At 67.8% G+C, this 15,072-nt stretch carries 12 protein-coding genes; 1 reads left to right on the top strand and 11 read right to left on the bottom strand.

The genetic code is table 11. From position 1 onward, the window contains the following. Positions 1 to 8: 8 nt before the first annotated feature. The 11 genes from ACZ303_RS13680 to ACZ303_RS13630 form a co-directional block, all read right to left on the bottom strand. Complete coding sequence (locus ACZ303_RS13680; RefSeq protein ID WP_467338424.1) at positions 9 to 1,661, bottom strand: serine/threonine-protein kinase; 1,653 nt, start codon at positions 1,659 to 1,661, stop codon at positions 9 to 11. A 162-nt stretch (positions 1,662 to 1,823) separates the two neighbouring features. Further along, complete coding sequence (locus tag ACZ303_RS13675) at positions 1,824 to 3,323, bottom strand: glycosyltransferase family 4 protein (protein WP_467338422.1); 1,500 nt, start codon at positions 3,321 to 3,323, stop codon at positions 1,824 to 1,826. Between the two features lie 14 nt (positions 3,324 to 3,337). After that, a complete protein-coding gene (locus ACZ303_RS13670; protein ID WP_467338420.1) occupies positions 3,338 to 4,480 on the bottom strand; it encodes a hypothetical protein in 1,143 nt (380 codons plus the stop codon). A 69-nt stretch (positions 4,481 to 4,549) separates the two neighbouring features. Further along, positions 4,550 to 4,942, bottom strand: coding sequence for a DUF4913 domain-containing protein (locus tag ACZ303_RS13665; RefSeq protein ID WP_467338419.1), 393 nt, complete (start codon positions 4,940 to 4,942; stop codon positions 4,550 to 4,552). Next, the gene (locus tag ACZ303_RS13660) at positions 4,939 to 6,693 is read right to left on the bottom strand and encodes a type IV secretory system conjugative DNA transfer family protein (RefSeq protein ID WP_467339023.1); all 1,755 of its coding nucleotides are present in this window, start codon (positions 6,691 to 6,693) and stop codon (positions 4,939 to 4,941) included. The genes ACZ303_RS13665 and ACZ303_RS13660 overlap by 4 nt, the downstream gene beginning before the upstream one ends. A 2-nt stretch (positions 6,694 to 6,695) precedes the next feature. Then, positions 6,696 to 8,249 carry a type VI secretion protein gene (locus tag ACZ303_RS13655; protein ID WP_467338417.1) on the bottom strand — a complete coding sequence of 518 codons (1,554 nt, stop codon included), beginning with the start codon at positions 8,247 to 8,249 and terminating at the stop codon, positions 6,696 to 6,698. Beyond that, positions 8,249 to 9,775, bottom strand: coding sequence for an SCO6880 family protein (locus ACZ303_RS13650; RefSeq protein ID WP_467338415.1), 1,527 nt, complete (start codon positions 9,773 to 9,775; stop codon positions 8,249 to 8,251). The genes ACZ303_RS13655 and ACZ303_RS13650 overlap by 1 nt, the downstream gene beginning before the upstream one ends. A 2-nt stretch (positions 9,776 to 9,777) precedes the next feature. After that, positions 9,778 to 11,577: a hypothetical protein gene (locus ACZ303_RS13645; RefSeq protein WP_467338413.1), complete on the bottom strand. Its 1,800-nt coding sequence runs from the start codon at positions 11,575 to 11,577 to the stop codon at positions 9,778 to 9,780. Between the two features lie 26 nt (positions 11,578 to 11,603). Continuing rightward, positions 11,604 to 12,365 (bottom strand): hypothetical protein, encoded by a 762-nt coding sequence (locus ACZ303_RS13640; RefSeq protein ID WP_467338411.1) that lies wholly within the window; start codon positions 12,363 to 12,365, stop codon positions 11,604 to 11,606. 8 nt (positions 12,366 to 12,373) lie between these two features. Then, positions 12,374 to 12,685, bottom strand: a complete 312-nt coding sequence (locus ACZ303_RS13635; protein WP_467338409.1) for a hypothetical protein — start codon at positions 12,683 to 12,685, stop codon at positions 12,374 to 12,376. Further along, complete coding sequence (locus ACZ303_RS13630) at positions 12,682 to 13,446, bottom strand: hypothetical protein (RefSeq protein WP_467338408.1); 765 nt, start codon at positions 13,444 to 13,446, stop codon at positions 12,682 to 12,684. Before ACZ303_RS13630 ends, ACZ303_RS13635 begins: the two co-directional genes overlap by 4 nt. 570 nt (positions 13,447 to 14,016) lie before the next feature. Here ACZ303_RS13630 and ACZ303_RS13625 point away from each other — a divergent pair. Then, positions 14,017 to 15,042: a peptidoglycan DD-metalloendopeptidase family protein gene (locus ACZ303_RS13625; protein WP_467338406.1), complete on the top strand. Its 1,026-nt coding sequence runs from the start codon at positions 14,017 to 14,019 to the stop codon at positions 15,040 to 15,042. Positions 15,043 to 15,072 lie beyond the last annotated feature (30 nt).

Below are 15,072 nucleotides of genomic sequence, written 5' to 3'. Positions count from 1 at the left end.
GCCTCGGGTCAGTTGCTGTCCAGTGCGTTACGCCAGGTGGTCACATCGAGATTCACATATCGACTGGACTCGGACTCCGCCGAGATCTCCTTGATCGTGACCAAAGTGATGTCGTTCGACTTGGTCACACAGATCTGAGAGCCTCTGGAGACCTGTTTGAGGGCGATTTGGTGAGTGAAGCGGGTGTTCTGCTTGCAGGCTTTTAGCGAGCCCTCCTGAGACTTGTCCAGCAATACCAGGTCGCTGTTGTACGAGCCGAATTGGCAGTCTGCAGAGCCGCCGCACGAATAGTAGAGATCGTCAAAGTTCGAAGGCCGTGGTCGAAGCGGATCGTCATCAAATCTGAGGTAGTAACCGTCAGGCAGCTGAATGTCGGGGTGAGAAGTCGGCTTGGGCTCGGAGCTGCGCTTTGCCCCGGGGCTCTCCCGCGTACTGTCGGCGTTCCGCTGGGAACCATTGCTCGCCTTGCGCGCATCACTGAGGTAGGTGTTCATCAGTACGGCACAACCGCCGACGGGCAGAATGAGTGCGCCGAGTACGGAAGCCAGGATGATGAGGCCCGTGTTCTTCTTCCGCTGTGGGGGTAGCGGATGCCCGCGCCAGGCCATCGGCGGCACGCCGTGGATACCCGGAGGGAAGTCGTGTGGGGCAGACGGCGCCGGCGGGTAGCGGATTCCGGGAGGGAGTAGCGGTGGGCCCTGCGGTGCGGGGCGCAGGTCCGGTCGGGTGAGTGGAGCGGTCGGGGCGGGTGAGGGTGCCGCGTGGCGTTCGGCAATGGAAGAGGCGAGCGCCGCCGGCAGCCAGCTTTCAGGTCGGCGCAGTTGCGTCATCCCTGCTGCGGCCTGGCACATGCCGAGGATCTCCGACAAGGGCGCGCGCTTCGCGGGATCCTTGACAAGACAGCGGGCGACAATGGGCCGCAGCTCGGTCGGCAGCGCGGTCAGGTCCGGATCCTCATGAACGATGCGGTAGAGCACGGCATGCGAGGGCCCGTCACCGTAGGCGGATCTGCCCATCGCGGCGAAGACGGCTACCTGTCCGAGCGCGAAGACGTCCGCCGCGGTGGTGACCCCGGCACCGGCCGCCTGCTCAGGCGCCATGAAGGCGGGAGTTCCGACAGTGGCGCCGCTGACGGTGAGCGCAGTGGCGTCCGCCGCCCGGGCGATCCCGAAGTCGATGACGCGAGGGCCGTCAGAGGCGAGCAGGACATTGGACGGCTTCAGGTCGCGGTGCACGATCCCGGCGCCGTGGATGGCCTGCAACGCTTCCGCGATGCCTGCGACGAGCAGTAGCACGGCCCGCACAGGAAGTGGTCCGTGCTCGGTGACCGCTGTGGCCAATGTGGGTCCGGGTATGTATGCCGTGGCCAGCCAGGGTTGTGGGCTTTCGGTGTCGCTGTCGATGACCGGAGCGGTGAAGAGCCCTTGGACACGCTGTGCGGCCTGCACCTCCTGCCGGAACCGCCGCCGGAACTCAGGGTTCTCAGCGAACTCCGGCCGGATCACTTTGATCGCGACAGGGCGGCCACCTGGTGTGTACGAGAGATATACCTTGCCCATTCCCCCGGTTCCGAGCCGTGCCGCCAGCCTGTATCCCCCCGCAGTGGAGGGATCGTCCGCCCCGATCGCCTGAAACACCCGGGCGCGTCCAGCCTTGCTCATCAGTTACCGTCCCTGCTCTGTGCATGACTGGCTGTATTCGAAGGAGAGTGGGCATGGTCGTTGCTCCACCTCAATGCCGGCCGGCTGGGTTGACGCTATGGGCGGGACCCGACAGCCGAGATCGTGCTTCGGTGGCCGGTGCCGAGCGGCACCGGATCCGAGCTACCGGCTGGAACTTCTGCCTTGGCCGGGGGGGCCTTGCGGCAGGTGGAACTGACGGGGTGCGGGGGTCGGGCCTTGCTGGGCGGGACCCGGTGCGTTCGCTTGGACGGGGGTAGGACGGAGTCCAGGAGACCTCATATTGGCCGCTCTGGCCAGGACGCTCTGCGGACCAGGGGGCGTGGACGCCGTCTGCGGTTTCTTCTCACTGCTGGAGAGCAGCGTTCCATTCGGGCCCTGTACGGTGGCGAGCCTCTGCTGCGATGCGGGGCCGTCCTGGCCCTGCCGGGTTTTCGGTGTCGTCTTCATGGCGGCCTCGACCAGGCACTGGCCGGCGTTGTCCCAGGAGTAGGCCTTGAGCGCCTCGCGGAGCTCCTTGGCATTCTCGCGGCGCTGGGGGAGGTCGGTCCTGAGGTCCTGAAATGCCTTGGCCCATACGGCAGGGCGTTGATTCGGATCAGCGGGCTCGGCGATGATGCACGGCTGGCCGATCTCGGGGTCGATGCGTGCCGTGTCCCCTAGGAATTCCGCCGCCCCGCTCTCCTGGTTGACGAGAATGGGCACGCCGTGTCCCGCCGCCTCGGTGGCCACGAGGCCGAACCCCTCGTGCTTGGACGGCATGATTACGGCATCGGCGGCAATGATGTCCTTCTTCAGATCCTCGGGCTGGTCGCTGAAGGGTTTGACGGTGACGTTCTGCGCACCTCCCAGCCTTTTGGCCTCGCGCACCGCTTCGTCGAACGTTTCGGGTTTGGCGCCGCGGATGGTGAGGTGTACGTCAACCCCCAGCTGGTTCAGGTGCTTCACAGCGCGGAGCGCGTCATTGACGCCCTTCAACAGGTCGTCCGTCCGCCCCATGACGAGGAGGTTGAGCCTGCCTTCGTGCGGTGCGCGCTGGACGAGCTCCTCGATCTTCACACCTGGTATGAGCTGGTGCGAAGCCGGAACATGCTGTCCGGACGAAGCGAGCCGCTCGGCCTCCCTGGTGAGCAGGGGTCCGACACCGACGACCACGTCGGACCGCTCCATCATGTCGCGTTCGATCCCGGCGTCCCGCACAGCCTTGGACTGGGCCTTCTCCGGATCGTCCGGATATTTGACCCATGGGAGCCGCTCGGGGCTGGTGTGCAGGAAGTGCGCGACCCGAGCGTCCGGATACCAACGGTCCCGTAGCTCGGTCGCGGCCGGGCCGGAGAAGCGGGAGTGGCCGATGATCAGGTCGAAAGGACGCTCCTGTGGGTCGGGAAGACCATGATCGCGAGGATCCTGGGAGACGTTTTGCTTGAGCCAGTCATGCCATTCGACGTCGGTGCTGGGCCGGTCGGGCGTGGAGACCATCCGTGCGCCTTGGTGCGGGATGGTGTCCGGCTTCGCGGTGAACAGGGTCACGTCGTGCTGTTTGGCGAGCGCCTCGGTGAGGTGCTGGTTGAAGACGGGGATGCCGCCCTCTCCCATGCCGCTGAGATTGGATACGACGAGGATGCGGTATCGGTTGTTTGCCACGGACTGCCTTCCCGTCAGAATCCCACGTGCTCGCGCAGCTCGCGGCCGATGTCACCGAGGATGAACTGGTCGAACGCGTATGCGCTGTAGTGAATGAGGCCCGTCCGCCGCCCCGGACAGATCCGGGCCGCGAACTCGTCCAGCAGCTCGGCGAAGACGAGAGCCCGCGTCGCGGACAACACCACGTCGTTTTCGCCGCGGTCCGGGTAGAACTGCCGCTGGTACTCCTCGGGTGTCCACGGAGCGGATCCCTTGGCGAACGCGTTACGCCAACGGGCGGCTTCCTCAGGGAAGGCGACGGGGTGCGGGCCCGAATCGTCGGAGTCGAGTCCCACGACGCCGTGACGGGCCGGGTCGATGTCCTCGTATTCCTCCCGCCACATCGGCACCGCACGGCCGGACAGCAGCTGCAGGAGATCGCCTGCCGCCTTGCTGGCGGCGACGGTCACCGAGAGGTCCATCGCTGCCTTCAGCTCCTCGAAGGACGGCACCGACTCGGCCGCGAGCCACGCCGCGCGGCGCAGCGCCTCGAACCGTGCGGGGAGGTCGGGCAGGTCGGCGACGCTGCGGGACACAGGGGAGATCCACGGGGCGGAGCCGGGATGCGGCGTGGGGACCGCCCGACCCAGCGGTGCTCTCAGGGCGTCTGCGGCCTCGTGGATCACTGCGCTCAGGTCCGCGGCATCCGCGCTGAGGGCGATCCCCGGCCGTCCGGGTGCCACCCGGTAGAAGAACTCATGGAAAATAGTGGTCATGACAAGGTGGCGGGCGGGGGCCACCACGACGCACGAGCCCGGCTCCATGTAATAGTCGGCCACGGGCTCGCGGCGTTCCACGAGGAAACCGGGATCGGCAGCGAGCCGCTGCTTCCAGTCCTGTACGGCCTCGTCGAAGTTCAGGGGTCGGTCCACGGGGCCCGGGGCGCGGCGCGAGACCAGATGCCGCGCAGGATCGGAAGCCTCGCCCGGCTGGGGCGTGCCCAGGGCGGCTTCCGCATTGAGCAGCACCTGCTCCAAGGCCTGCCATGCAGCGCGCCGCTCCGCGGGCCATCCGGAGTCTTCCGAGAGCCAAGCCGGATACTCCTGCGCCCAGAGCATCCGAGCCGAGACCGAGTAGAGCCGCTCGTACGCATCCGCCAAAGCCGTCTGTTCACTCACGCGTTCTTCTCCAAAATGATCAGAAATTGATCGGTCGTCAGGCTATTACGCCGGGTCGACCGGGTCTCGTCACGCCGGGTACGCCTCGACCGTGGGCGCTTCCTTCGCCCGGTGCCCGCCGGTCCGGCATCCCGAGAACGGTCCGTCGGGATCGCGCAGGGCCTGCATCATCGGTCCCAGATAGTCGCGGTGCCACATCGCCGGTCCGGTCAGGCCCCCGTTGGGGCCTGTGAGCTCCTGCCAGGCAAGCCACAACGCATGCAATTGGGCGACGGCTTCCAGGTGCTCCCACCACTGTGAACACCAGGGCGCACGAGAAGTGACCTCCCTGCCGTAGACCGGGAGCAGCAGCCCGCTCACCCAGTAGGACAGGCCCTCCATCGCAGCCTGCTGTTCTTCACCCTCCAAATAGAGAATGAAGGGCGAGCGCGCCTGCTCCGCCTCCGCGCCGAAGTCGCTCATATGCGGGAGATCCCCTCTGTGGCACGTACGGTGATCGCCTTGACTTCGGCCTGGGCGGCCGCCTGAATACGGTCGGCTCCCGGCTCCTTGTACCAGGGGCGCAGCCGGATGAGGGCCGGCTTCACGCCCGTGGCGAGGAGAAGAGCCGTTCCCTTGGGCAGAGCGCGAATTCGGTCCGCTGGCATGACGCGCTCGAGTCGGTACGAGGTGGAACGGGAACGCGTGTCACCGGTCTTCGAGTAGCTCACCGTGCTGACGTCGTGCTCGCCGACGAGCCGGGAGATCTTCTCGATGAAGTCGGCGTCGTCGAGCCCCGCGCCGAGGAGCTTGATGGTGGCGGCGCCCCAGAGGGCGTCCATCCCCGCCTCGCCCCATACCCGGCTCCCCTGCCGGTAACTTTGCAGCAGCGTCACGACGTTGATGCCGCGCGAGCCGAAGTGGGAGTAGAGGTCGGGTAGATCGGAGATCCGGCAGACGTTCGCGGCCTCGTCGAGTACGGCCGTCATGGGCGGATCGAGACGTCCTCCCATGCGCTCTGCGGCCGTGGCTCCGGCGCGCAATACGGAGTCGGCCGCGGCGGCGATCACGCCCGCGGCCGAACCGCCGCCGTCCTTCGACAGCAGATAGAGCGTGTCTCGGCTCAACGCGTGAACCTCGGGCCGGAACTGCGCGACGCGCGGGTCGGGGGTCACCCAAGCGGCGATCTTCGGATCGAGGAGGCATGCCACGCACTGGCGAGCGGTCTCGTAGATGCCGTCGCGGGTCTCGACCGCACCCCTGATGGTGCCCTGGAGCTGTTCGGCGAGGGCGTCCATTCCGGCGTCGCGCAGAAGATCCACGGGTGTCCGGTCTGCGGGATCGGCCAGCCAGGACAGCACGTCCGTGACCGGCCGCTGCCCCTGGTTCGCCGCGTGGAAGAGCGCGGTGAGCGTGTTCTGCGCCGCCGAGATCCAGAAGTCGCGCTTGGAGGCGTCGTCGTTGACGGCCCCCACGAAGTGCCCGGCCAGGCGCCGTGCGCCCTCGATGGTGGAGGCGTCGGCGAGCATGTCCCACCACATCTCGCGCCGGGTGTGCGCGATGCCCTGCGGGTCGAACGTCCACACCGTGCCGACTCCAGCCCTCTCGGCCTTGGTGACGCTGTAGACATCGGCCTTGTTCGACGTGAGGAGTACGGCCCCACGGGCGCGCAGCACACGCGGTACGGCGATGCCGGTGGATTTACCGGCTCGCGGTGCCATCAGGTCGAGCTCCACGTCCTCGAAGGAGGAACGCAGCTCAGGTCCGTTCGGCTCCAGGTTCCCCAGGAGATTGCCGGTGTCGTCAGGCTCCAGGCGCTTCAACTTGGACAGCGCCGGCCGTAGCTGGCGGGCGCGCTCCGCGGCTCCCTTGGGCAGCATGCCGGCCAGTTCCCCTCGGTCGGCCAATCCGGTGGGCTTCTTGCCGCGGCGGCGCAGCACACGCAGCGTGGCAGCGCCGATCGCCGCGAACAACAGCACCGTCAAAGCCCAGAAGAGCCAGGCCGGCGGGGCCGGCGCATAGGCGGATCCCGGGCCGCGGACTATGGCCATGACAGCGGTGGTGGCCAAATCGCCATGCACCCGCTCGGGCCAGCCCCGTCCCGCGAGGAACGCCGCGAGCGGAGCCGTCAGCAAAGTGCACGCCAGTGCCGCGGCGCCGGTGAGCAACGAGGCCGGCACCAGTAGGGAGTCGTCACCCGTACGAGAGGACGCTGGCTTGCCGCCGGAATTCACGGTCACACCACCATCCGCTCGTCCGTCTCGAACAGGGCCTTCTCGGTGTGGCTCAGCATCAGCTGGACCGCGTGCGATCCGCCGCCGCGCCCCACCTTCCACAGCGCGCGGCCGCGCTGGCCCGCACCCCAGGAGCCGATCAGGTCGCACTCGGCGTCGGTCAACCCGATGGCCTCCCGCGTGATCTGGAGCGGCTTGGTGTCCTGGGCCAGCTGGATACGGGTCTCGCAGGAAGCGATCAGGTCCTTGGCGATGGCGACCGCCTCCGAGCCGGCCGCGCCGACGGCTTCGAAGTCGCTGAGGCGGTGGGTGGCCAGGAGTTGGATGGTGCCGGTCGCCCGGGACAGGCGGAGGTCGGCGTCGATCTTGCGGACCATGGCCGCGCCGCCGGATCGCATTTGGCGCCACAGCTCGTCGCGGACGACGATCCACGGCCGACCGGGCTGGTCGATGGCTGACTGGGCCCAGCTGCTTACGCAGGTCAGCACCATGGCGACGGTCTCGTCGCCGTAGTGCTGGAGTGCGGAGATGTCCACGGACTGGATGGCTGCGTCCCAGTCCAGCCCGATACTGGTCTGCTCGTCGAAGAGCCCGCCCAGGTGGCCGTGGATCATGCCGCCGAGGGCGGACCGCAGCGAGGCCATCTGCTCGCGCGCGGACTGAACGTCATCCCCGCGCACCCGCAGTTCGCGGGCCATCTCCGGGGTGGGGTCCTTGAGCTTGCCGTAGACCGCGGGCAGCGTGGGCACGCTCAGCCGGGTCTGTCCGTACAGTTCACCGGTCACCTCGCGCACGGCGATGTCCAGGCATTCTTCCTCCTGCGGCAGCAGGAACCGCTTGAGCTGGAGTTCCAGGAGGGCCTTGAGCAACGTCAACCGTCTGCGGTGGACCTCCTTGAGCCGGGCCTTGAGCTCCTCGGCATCTGTGATCTTGTCGAGGTCCTGCCCCAGCGGGCCGGCATCCAGGGGGTTCAGCCGCCCCGGCAGGCCGGGTCCGAGCCGGACGGGTTCGACGCCCAGGTGCCGGCACAGCTCCTGGTACTCGCCCTTGACGTCGCCGGCGATCAGGGTGCGCTGGCCCAGGGTCATCAGCCGGAAACACAGCGCCTTGATGTGGGCGCTCTTTCCGCTGCCGGGAATACCCGTGATCATCACGTTGGGGTTCGTGCACAGCCCCTCGCGGACCCAGGCCGCCGGGTGCGCCGAGAACGCCTGCATCGTCAGGGTGTTCCAGCCCATGTACACGCCGATGGGGGGCAGCGAGCCGGCATGGAGGAATGGGTAGATGCCCGAGGCCCGCTGGGTGTCCGCCCGGAAGACCTCCGCCTTGGCCACGGAGGCCGCCCGACCGGCGAAGGGCAGGTTCCACCCCCTGCGAGGAGCGACCCGCATGGCCAGCTCCGGGTCCTCCAGCAGCCGGGACCGGCGCAGTTCACGGGCGCTGGGCCGGCGGGTGGGCGGGACTGTACCGCCGTTGGGGGAGTCGAGCAGCTCCGACAGTGATGTCGCCTTGAGCGAGCTGTCGTCGGCGGGACGTCGTCCGAAAAGGGGAGCCATCAGATGCCCACTCTCCGGTCGGGCAGCCCCTGCCCCAGCGGCAGAGCGGCGGCTGCGAACGCGGAGTCCTGCGCCCCCCAGATCCGGCGCAGCTCCAGGCCGGCGGAGGAGGCGTCCGCCTGGAGCTCGGCACATGCTGTCTCCAACTGCCCGTAGTCGGTCACCGTCACCGCCAGCAGGCCGGTCAGCCGCACCACGCCGTGGCCCGAGGCGCGGGCCACGTCCTGGGCCCGTGCGGTCATCGCCTCGCGGCGCTCGTCCTCCGACTCCGCCTTACCGGTCTTGGCCCGAAGCTGACGGGCCGCCTGGCGCTTGGTCTTCTCCCGGGCCAGCTCCTGACGGGCCTTGGCCGGACCGATCGGCTCGTACACCAGGGACAGGGAGCGCCGGGCGTTCTGCCGCGGCCGCAGCAGCGGCTGGAGGAAGGTGGCGTAGACCTCGGACTGTGGCCACCCGCGCACCTGGTAGCTGACCGTCCACGCGCCGTCGTGCCGGTACACCCCCCAGCCCGTTTCGGCCGCTGACGGACCGGCCAGGTCCGGGTCCACGCCGCGAGGAAGGCCCTGCCACTGCGGATCCTCGGCCGAGCTGCTGCGGGCGGCCAGCGCCAGCTGCGCGTCGGGGTCGTACGCGGTGCGGATCGCCTGGGTGACCCCCCGCGGCGGCAGCCACTCCAGTACCGTCAGGCCGGCGCTGCTCAGTGAGGAGTGCATGGCGTTGATCTCGCGCACCAGCACGGCGGCCGCACCGACCTGTCCGCCGCCTGCACCCTTGACGGCGAGGCGGGCGCGGGACGAAGAGAGCGTGATGGCCAGGTAGGTCTCGCGCAGCGTGGCCACCGGGCCCGCTCCCTGCATCAGCTCGCCCAGTGCCTGCACGGCGGCTGCCGGTGCGTCGGGGCTGGTGTGCCGCTCCGTCCAGGACCGCAGCGCGGCCCCGTCATCGGGGAGGCTGCGCTGGTGCACCGCGATGCGGGTGATCGCGGAGTCCTCCTTGCACTGCGCCCGCAGGAACGCCGCCCACGCTTTGACCCGCGCGTTCTGCTTGTCGGTGTCCACCAAGGCCAGGCCCGGGAAGGTGACGCGACAGATCGCGGTGTAGGTGCCGTCCACGGGGTTGTGGGTGATCCCCAGCCGGCCGCCCAGACCGTCGGGGGCTTCCAGGATGCGCAGTCGGGCCAGCACCCCGGGCAGGTCCATCGGTTGGTCGCCGCTCTTGGTGCGGGGGGCGAAGACGCCGGAGAAGAACAGGTTCTTGCTGGTTGCCACAGAGATCTGGTGCCTTACTGCGAGGACGATCCATTCGTCGGCGGTGAGACCGAGTACGCGGCCGAAGGCCAGAAGGAGAAGGAGCAGCGCCAGCGGCACCGCGAGGAGGGCCGATGTCCAGCTGCGCTGATAGATCGGGACGAGGGCGATGACGCAGGCGAACGCCACCAGGACGAAGCCCGGTCCGCTGAGGTTTCCCATGAACCCTGAGCGTTCGGACTGCCACCCGCCATACGTGACGGGCTCTGGAGTGGACACGGTCAGCTCCCTCCGTCGGTGGGGGCGGGCGAGGACGCCGTCTCCGGGGCGGAGGCCGGCGGCGCGGCAGGCGGTTCCGCCTCGGGGCTCGGAGACCGGGCGGGCGTTGGCCCCTGCTCGCCCTGGGAGGCCATGTCCACACCCATACGCGGCGGCATCAGCGCGTGCCGGCCGCCCTGGGCACCGTGGTCGAGCCCGGCGTGGGCCGCGGTGTTCGCTCCCGCGCTCTCCAGCGTGTCCTTGCCCAGAGCAGCCACCTGGAGACCGAGGCCGACCGGGCCGGCGACCTTCGAGCCGAAGGTGCCGGAACCGCCCTTCAGCCTGGCCTTGAGGGAGTCGTCACTCCAGAAACCACCGGATCCGCCGCTGCCGGCCGTCGACGCGTTGTCGGCTTCCAGGGCCCTGGTGTAGCTGCTGCCGCCCCCGACGGTGCCCGCGCCACTGAGAGCGGGCTGTTGGCCGCCGAACATGCTGGAGACGCTCGACCCGAGAGAGCTCATCGCCCCTGACGCCGCCGAGTTGCCCGCGCCGTTGCTCGTGAAGGTGAGGAACTTGGCGATGACCGGCCACGCGAAACAGGACATGATGAAGATGATCAACCCGACCAGCACGTTGCGGATGCCCTGAGCGTCGGTCATGGCGCTGAACCCGATCGAGAAACAGAGCACGATCACGGGCTTCATCAGGATCAGCGAGATCAGCGCGTTACGGGCCTTGGGCCACCACTCCCGGGTCGCGTCAGCCATCTGACCCGCGAGGACCAGGGGCATCGCGGCGATGAGGATCATGATGCCGGCCTGCCTGATGAGCATCTCCACCCACAGGGCGCCCACGGCGAGGATGCACAGGATCCCAAGCACGATGATAACGCCGACCGCGGCGGGCACCACACCGCTGCCGGTGACCACGGCCGTACCGGCTGTCGTGGCGCCACCACCCGCGAGCAGCCCGGCGAACATCTCGCCCAGGCGCGCCTTCATCCTGTCATCGCCGGAGCCGTTTCCACCCATCGTGTAGTCGATCAGCCCGGTGCTGAGCGCGTCGGACCACTCCAGCGCGACCTGCGTGGCCGTCGTGTAGAAGGCGAGGATCACCGCCCACTTGGCCAGACCTGTGATCGCCGTGACCAGCGGGCGGGCGTCTTGGCTGATGCTTAGCTTGCCGAATTGGAGCAGCAACAGGAACGTTGCCACCACTGCGGACAGACCCGTGGTGATCCCCATTACCTTGCTGATGCCGGTCTGAGCAAGGTTGATCTTCGAGAAGTCGTTGAAGGCGTCCGCGAACTGTTTCAGCAGCCACACCACGCCCTCGCCGATCGCGCCGGCGACCTCCCGCATGGCATCGGCCGCCATTTTGGAGATCTTCCCCAGGGCCCAGTCGACCGGTCCTTCGATGGCAGGAGGCGGAGACTTCTCCAAGCACGTGGCGAAGTTCTTGCCGCCCTCAACACACTTGGTGACGGATTTGTTGATCTCGTCCCAGTTCTTGGGCTTGTCTCCCTTCTTCTTGGACTGCTCTTCCTGCCATTCCTTCAGCTTCTTTTGCTGGATGGCCCGATTGTGCTCTGGGGTGGCGTCAGCACCTGCCTCAACAGAGCCAGGCAACTCACCCTCGCCAGGCAGGCCGCAGTCGACGCGCTTCTTCATGTCCGGGTCGTCCAGCCGACACCATTTGCCGGTGGTTTTACTGACCCCGACCTCGAATCCCTCGTACTCCTTGGGGATCGGGCCTCGGTCGACCTTGTCGGCATGCGCCATCGGCGCGCTGAGCGACAGCAGGAACAACAGTGCCGCCAGCAAGGACCCCAGACGAGCCATCGCCTTACTCATTGGTCGACCACTCTCCAGCCGTCTTCCCACGAGGCGGTGATCTCCGGATCAAAGGGGACGGGGCGGTCGGACAGCTTTGCGTACTTCTCCTCGTCAGTGACCCGCCAATCGCCGTCCTGCCACTTGAGGATCAGCGAAGTCAGCTGGTTCCGCAGCGGCTCGTTGTCTGCCCTCTTGCCGGTCATCGTTGCGTAGCGGTCATAGGACAGCCAGACCTCGATGACCTCCCGGCTGGAGTCGAGAGACAGGCCGCGGACGCCCTTGACCACGGTGCTGAACGACATCCCGTTGGGAGTCCCGCCCGAGGGCGGCAGCCCCAACGCCTCGCGCAGCTTGCGAATCTCGGAGACCCGCTTGTCGACGGTCTGCGGAGAGTCGGGTGAAGCGATGACAGACCACTGCTTTCGAGCGGTGACGTCATCGAGGAACTCCGCGTCCTGCCAGTAGGAGATGGCCGCGGACAGTCCCCCCAAGGCGCCGTTCTCGAAGCCGACGCCGATGCCGTCCTTAACGGTTCGCGGCTTCAGTATCCGCGTGTGCTGGAAGGTCTGGGGCGTGTATCGCTTCGCCGCCGGCTTCGACGGTTTGGCGGAGGCTGTCGGCTTCTGGGCGGCAGGGTCTGACGCGGCCTTCGAGCTGTCGTCGCCCAGGCCGGTGACCACGAGGAACCCACCCCCACCGACAGCCGCCACCACGACGACGCCGAGGGCAGCCAGCCGCAGCCTCGCCTTGCGGGCGGCCTTGCTCTGGTAGCTCATCTGCGGCCTCAGCCGCCCTGGGTCATGCCGTAGAAGCCGAGGATCAGGCCGGAGGTGACGCCGATGCCCATGCCGGAAATCAATGACCATACGATGCCGGACTTGCCGCGGGCTGCCAGGCCCGCGCGCTCGCTGTGGTGACCGATGGCCACAAGCGCCCAGCCGGCGAGGCCGCCGAGGACCGCGAGCGAGAGCCCGATACCAGCGGTCCAGGCAAGGATCTGCCCGGTCGGCTTCTGCAACACCCCCGGGACCTCGGGTTTGTATTCCGGAACCGGGCCGGCGGCAAGAGTGGTGAGGGCCTGGAGCATCTGACTCATAGGGGTGCCTTTTCGACAGCTGATTGGACAGGAAGACCGGCGGGGACCGCCGCCGGAGGCAACGGCTCGCCCCAAGCCGTGCAGGCCGACGTGAGGACCGCGCGCGCGAGCCGGGTACCGGCCTCCGGGGCGTTCTTCAGACGGGCGACATCGCTCACGCCGTAGGTGCGGATGTGGGGGTCATAGGGCAAGGTGACAACAGCGGAGACTCGCGGCTCCAGCATGGTCACGGCGGCTTTCACCGCCGCCGGCAGACGGCCTTCACCGACCACCACAAGGGCCACGACCATGCGGTGCAGCGGCAGACCTTCAGCCTCCGCCGCCCTGAGCGAAGCCTGGAGCCCCTGGACGCCGGCAGCCGTCGCCACCGCACACAGGACTGGCACGGAGAACGGGAGCGCGCACCACTGCGCGGTCAGTCCGGCGCGGCCCGCGCAACGAGCGGCAATGAGGTCGTGAGCCACGGGATGCACGGTGTCGATCACGACGGCCTGCCAGCCCCCGATGGAAGCCAGTTGGTACCAGGCAGCCGGATCTTGGGGTAGAGCGAGCGGCGCTGCACTCCACTCTTGGTGGTCCGTCAGCACCTGCCAGACATTTTCGCGGAACGCGGACGAACGAGAGACGGCCGCTTGGAGCTGTTGACGGGTGAGGGGTCGGTCGGGCGGCACTGACGCCAGACCGGAACCGGGGTGCGCGACCCAAGCCGGCCACGGTGAGGAAAGTCGTGGCGCGGTGTCCAGAATGGCGGTGAATGCCATCGGAGCCAAAGCGCAGGCGAGTAGTCCAGCGGTCACAGACCGCCCGCTGCCGCCCGTGGCACCCATCACCGGCACGACGATGCGTGCACCACCCGGCAGTCCCACGGGAGGGTCCTCTTTTCTAGCCAAAGCATCCCCCGAGTACCACTCTCATGCGCCGCACCTAACCCCCCGTGACCCCCCGGTCCGCGTGTGTAGCAGACAGTCTAATGTCGTGTGCATGCACTCTTTGCAGTGAGTGCGTCAAAGTGGACGTCAGCTCCGCACCGTCCCAAACCATGTGATGGCGGATCAGGCAGCGCGGTCCGAAACTCTTGGCTTTGAGGGGTATTTGGTCACATCTGGGGAGCCCTGCGGGGTCTGGCGTTCTCCAGCACTTGGCTCTCCCCGCGCGGTCGGAAAAGGGGTGTGGCAATGTGGCGTCGGTATCGCCGGGGGGCGATCCAGGTCATGACGCTGCCTGACCTGCACGCCGGTTTGTGGCGTGGTGGCGAGCGATGAAAGAGCACGCAGTGCGAGGGGGACCGGTTGGGTGGCAAGAGGTGGATCGCGCTCCTGGCGACTGCCTTCGTGGCGAGCCCGCTCGCGTTGGGGCTGGGCATTGTGGTGCTGATCACAGCGTCCGATGGCGACAGTGGTGGGGACGGTGATGTCGGGCTGACCAGCTTCGGCTCGCTACGGGTAGGGAAAGGATTCGTTCCCGCCCGATACGCGCCGCTCATCGAGAAAGCGGCTGCCGACTGCGACCAGGGCCTTCATGCCGGGGTCCTGGCCGCCCAGCTCAAGGCGGAGTCGGAGTTCGACCCCAAAGCTCAGTCGAAGGACCCTGTTACAGGCGCGCCGATCGCCAGCGGAATCGCCCAGTTCATTCCCTCCACGTGGGAATCCGAGGGCATCGACGCGAACCATGATGGAAAGCGCGATGTCTGGGACCCTGAGGACGCCATCCCTTCGCAGGGGAAAATGATGTGCGACCTGTTGAAGACCGCCAAGAAGCATCCGGAGTACAGCGGGTCGCCGATCGAGAAGGCATTGGCCGGTTACAACGCGGGCTGGGGCGCCGTGGAGCGGTTCAGGGGTGTCCCGCCCCGCTCCTTCGCGGCCGGGCAGACCTACGACTACGTCAAGGCCATCATGGCCGACGTATCGCTGTTGACCGCTCCCGACACCTCTGGCCAGTCGGAGGGCTCGGGCGGATGGGGCCTCCCAGTGAAGGCGTCGATCGGCACCCCCTATCACCAAGCGGGTGGTATGTGGTCCAGCGGCTATCACACCGGTATCGACTTCGCGGTAGGCCAGGGAACACCCGTGCGCGCCATCGGGCCCGGCAAAGTCGTCGCGGCCGGTGACGGCGGTGCGTACGGAAGTCAGGTTGTCATTCAGCACGCCGACGGTATGTACAGCCAATACGCCCACATGACCGAGCTGAAGGTCTCCGCCGGCCAGACGGTCCAGGGCGGCCAGACCGTCGGTCTGTCAGGCGCCACCGGCAACGCCTTCGGTCCTCACCTTCACATGGAGGTCCGCACCGGGCCCGCGTACGGGAGTGATGTCGACCCGGTGTCCTACCTGCGGAAGAAGGGCATCGGCATGTGAGCAACCCCCCTTTTTCCGGCCGGTGGGCCG

This window comes from Streptomyces sp. NPDC023527 (assembly GCF_055560115.1).
This window is presented reverse-complemented; position numbering and strand designations above follow the sequence as displayed.

Excerpts from the sequence above, each read along its gene's own strand:
- ACZ303_RS13680 (WP_467338424.1), bottom strand. The coding sequence starts at position 1,661 with ATGAGCAAGGCTGGACGCGCCCGGGTGTTTCAGGCGATCGGGGCGGAC.
- ACZ303_RS13665 (WP_467338419.1), bottom strand. The coding sequence starts at position 4,942 with ATGAGCGACTTCGGCGCGGAGGCGGAGCAGGCGCGCTCGCCCTTCATT.
- ACZ303_RS13655 (WP_467338417.1), bottom strand. The coding sequence starts at position 8,249 with ATGGCTCCCCTTTTCGGACGACGTCCCGCCGACGACAGCTCGCTCAAG.
- ACZ303_RS13640 (WP_467338411.1), bottom strand. The coding sequence starts at position 12,365 with ATGAGCTACCAGAGCAAGGCCGCCCGCAAGGCGAGGCTGCGGCTGGCT.
- ACZ303_RS13635 (WP_467338409.1), bottom strand. The coding sequence starts at position 12,685 with ATGAGTCAGATGCTCCAGGCCCTCACCACTCTTGCCGCCGGCCCGGTT.
- ACZ303_RS13630 (WP_467338408.1), bottom strand. The coding sequence starts at position 13,446 with ATGGCATTCACCGCCATTCTGGACACCGCGCCACGACTTTCCTCACCG.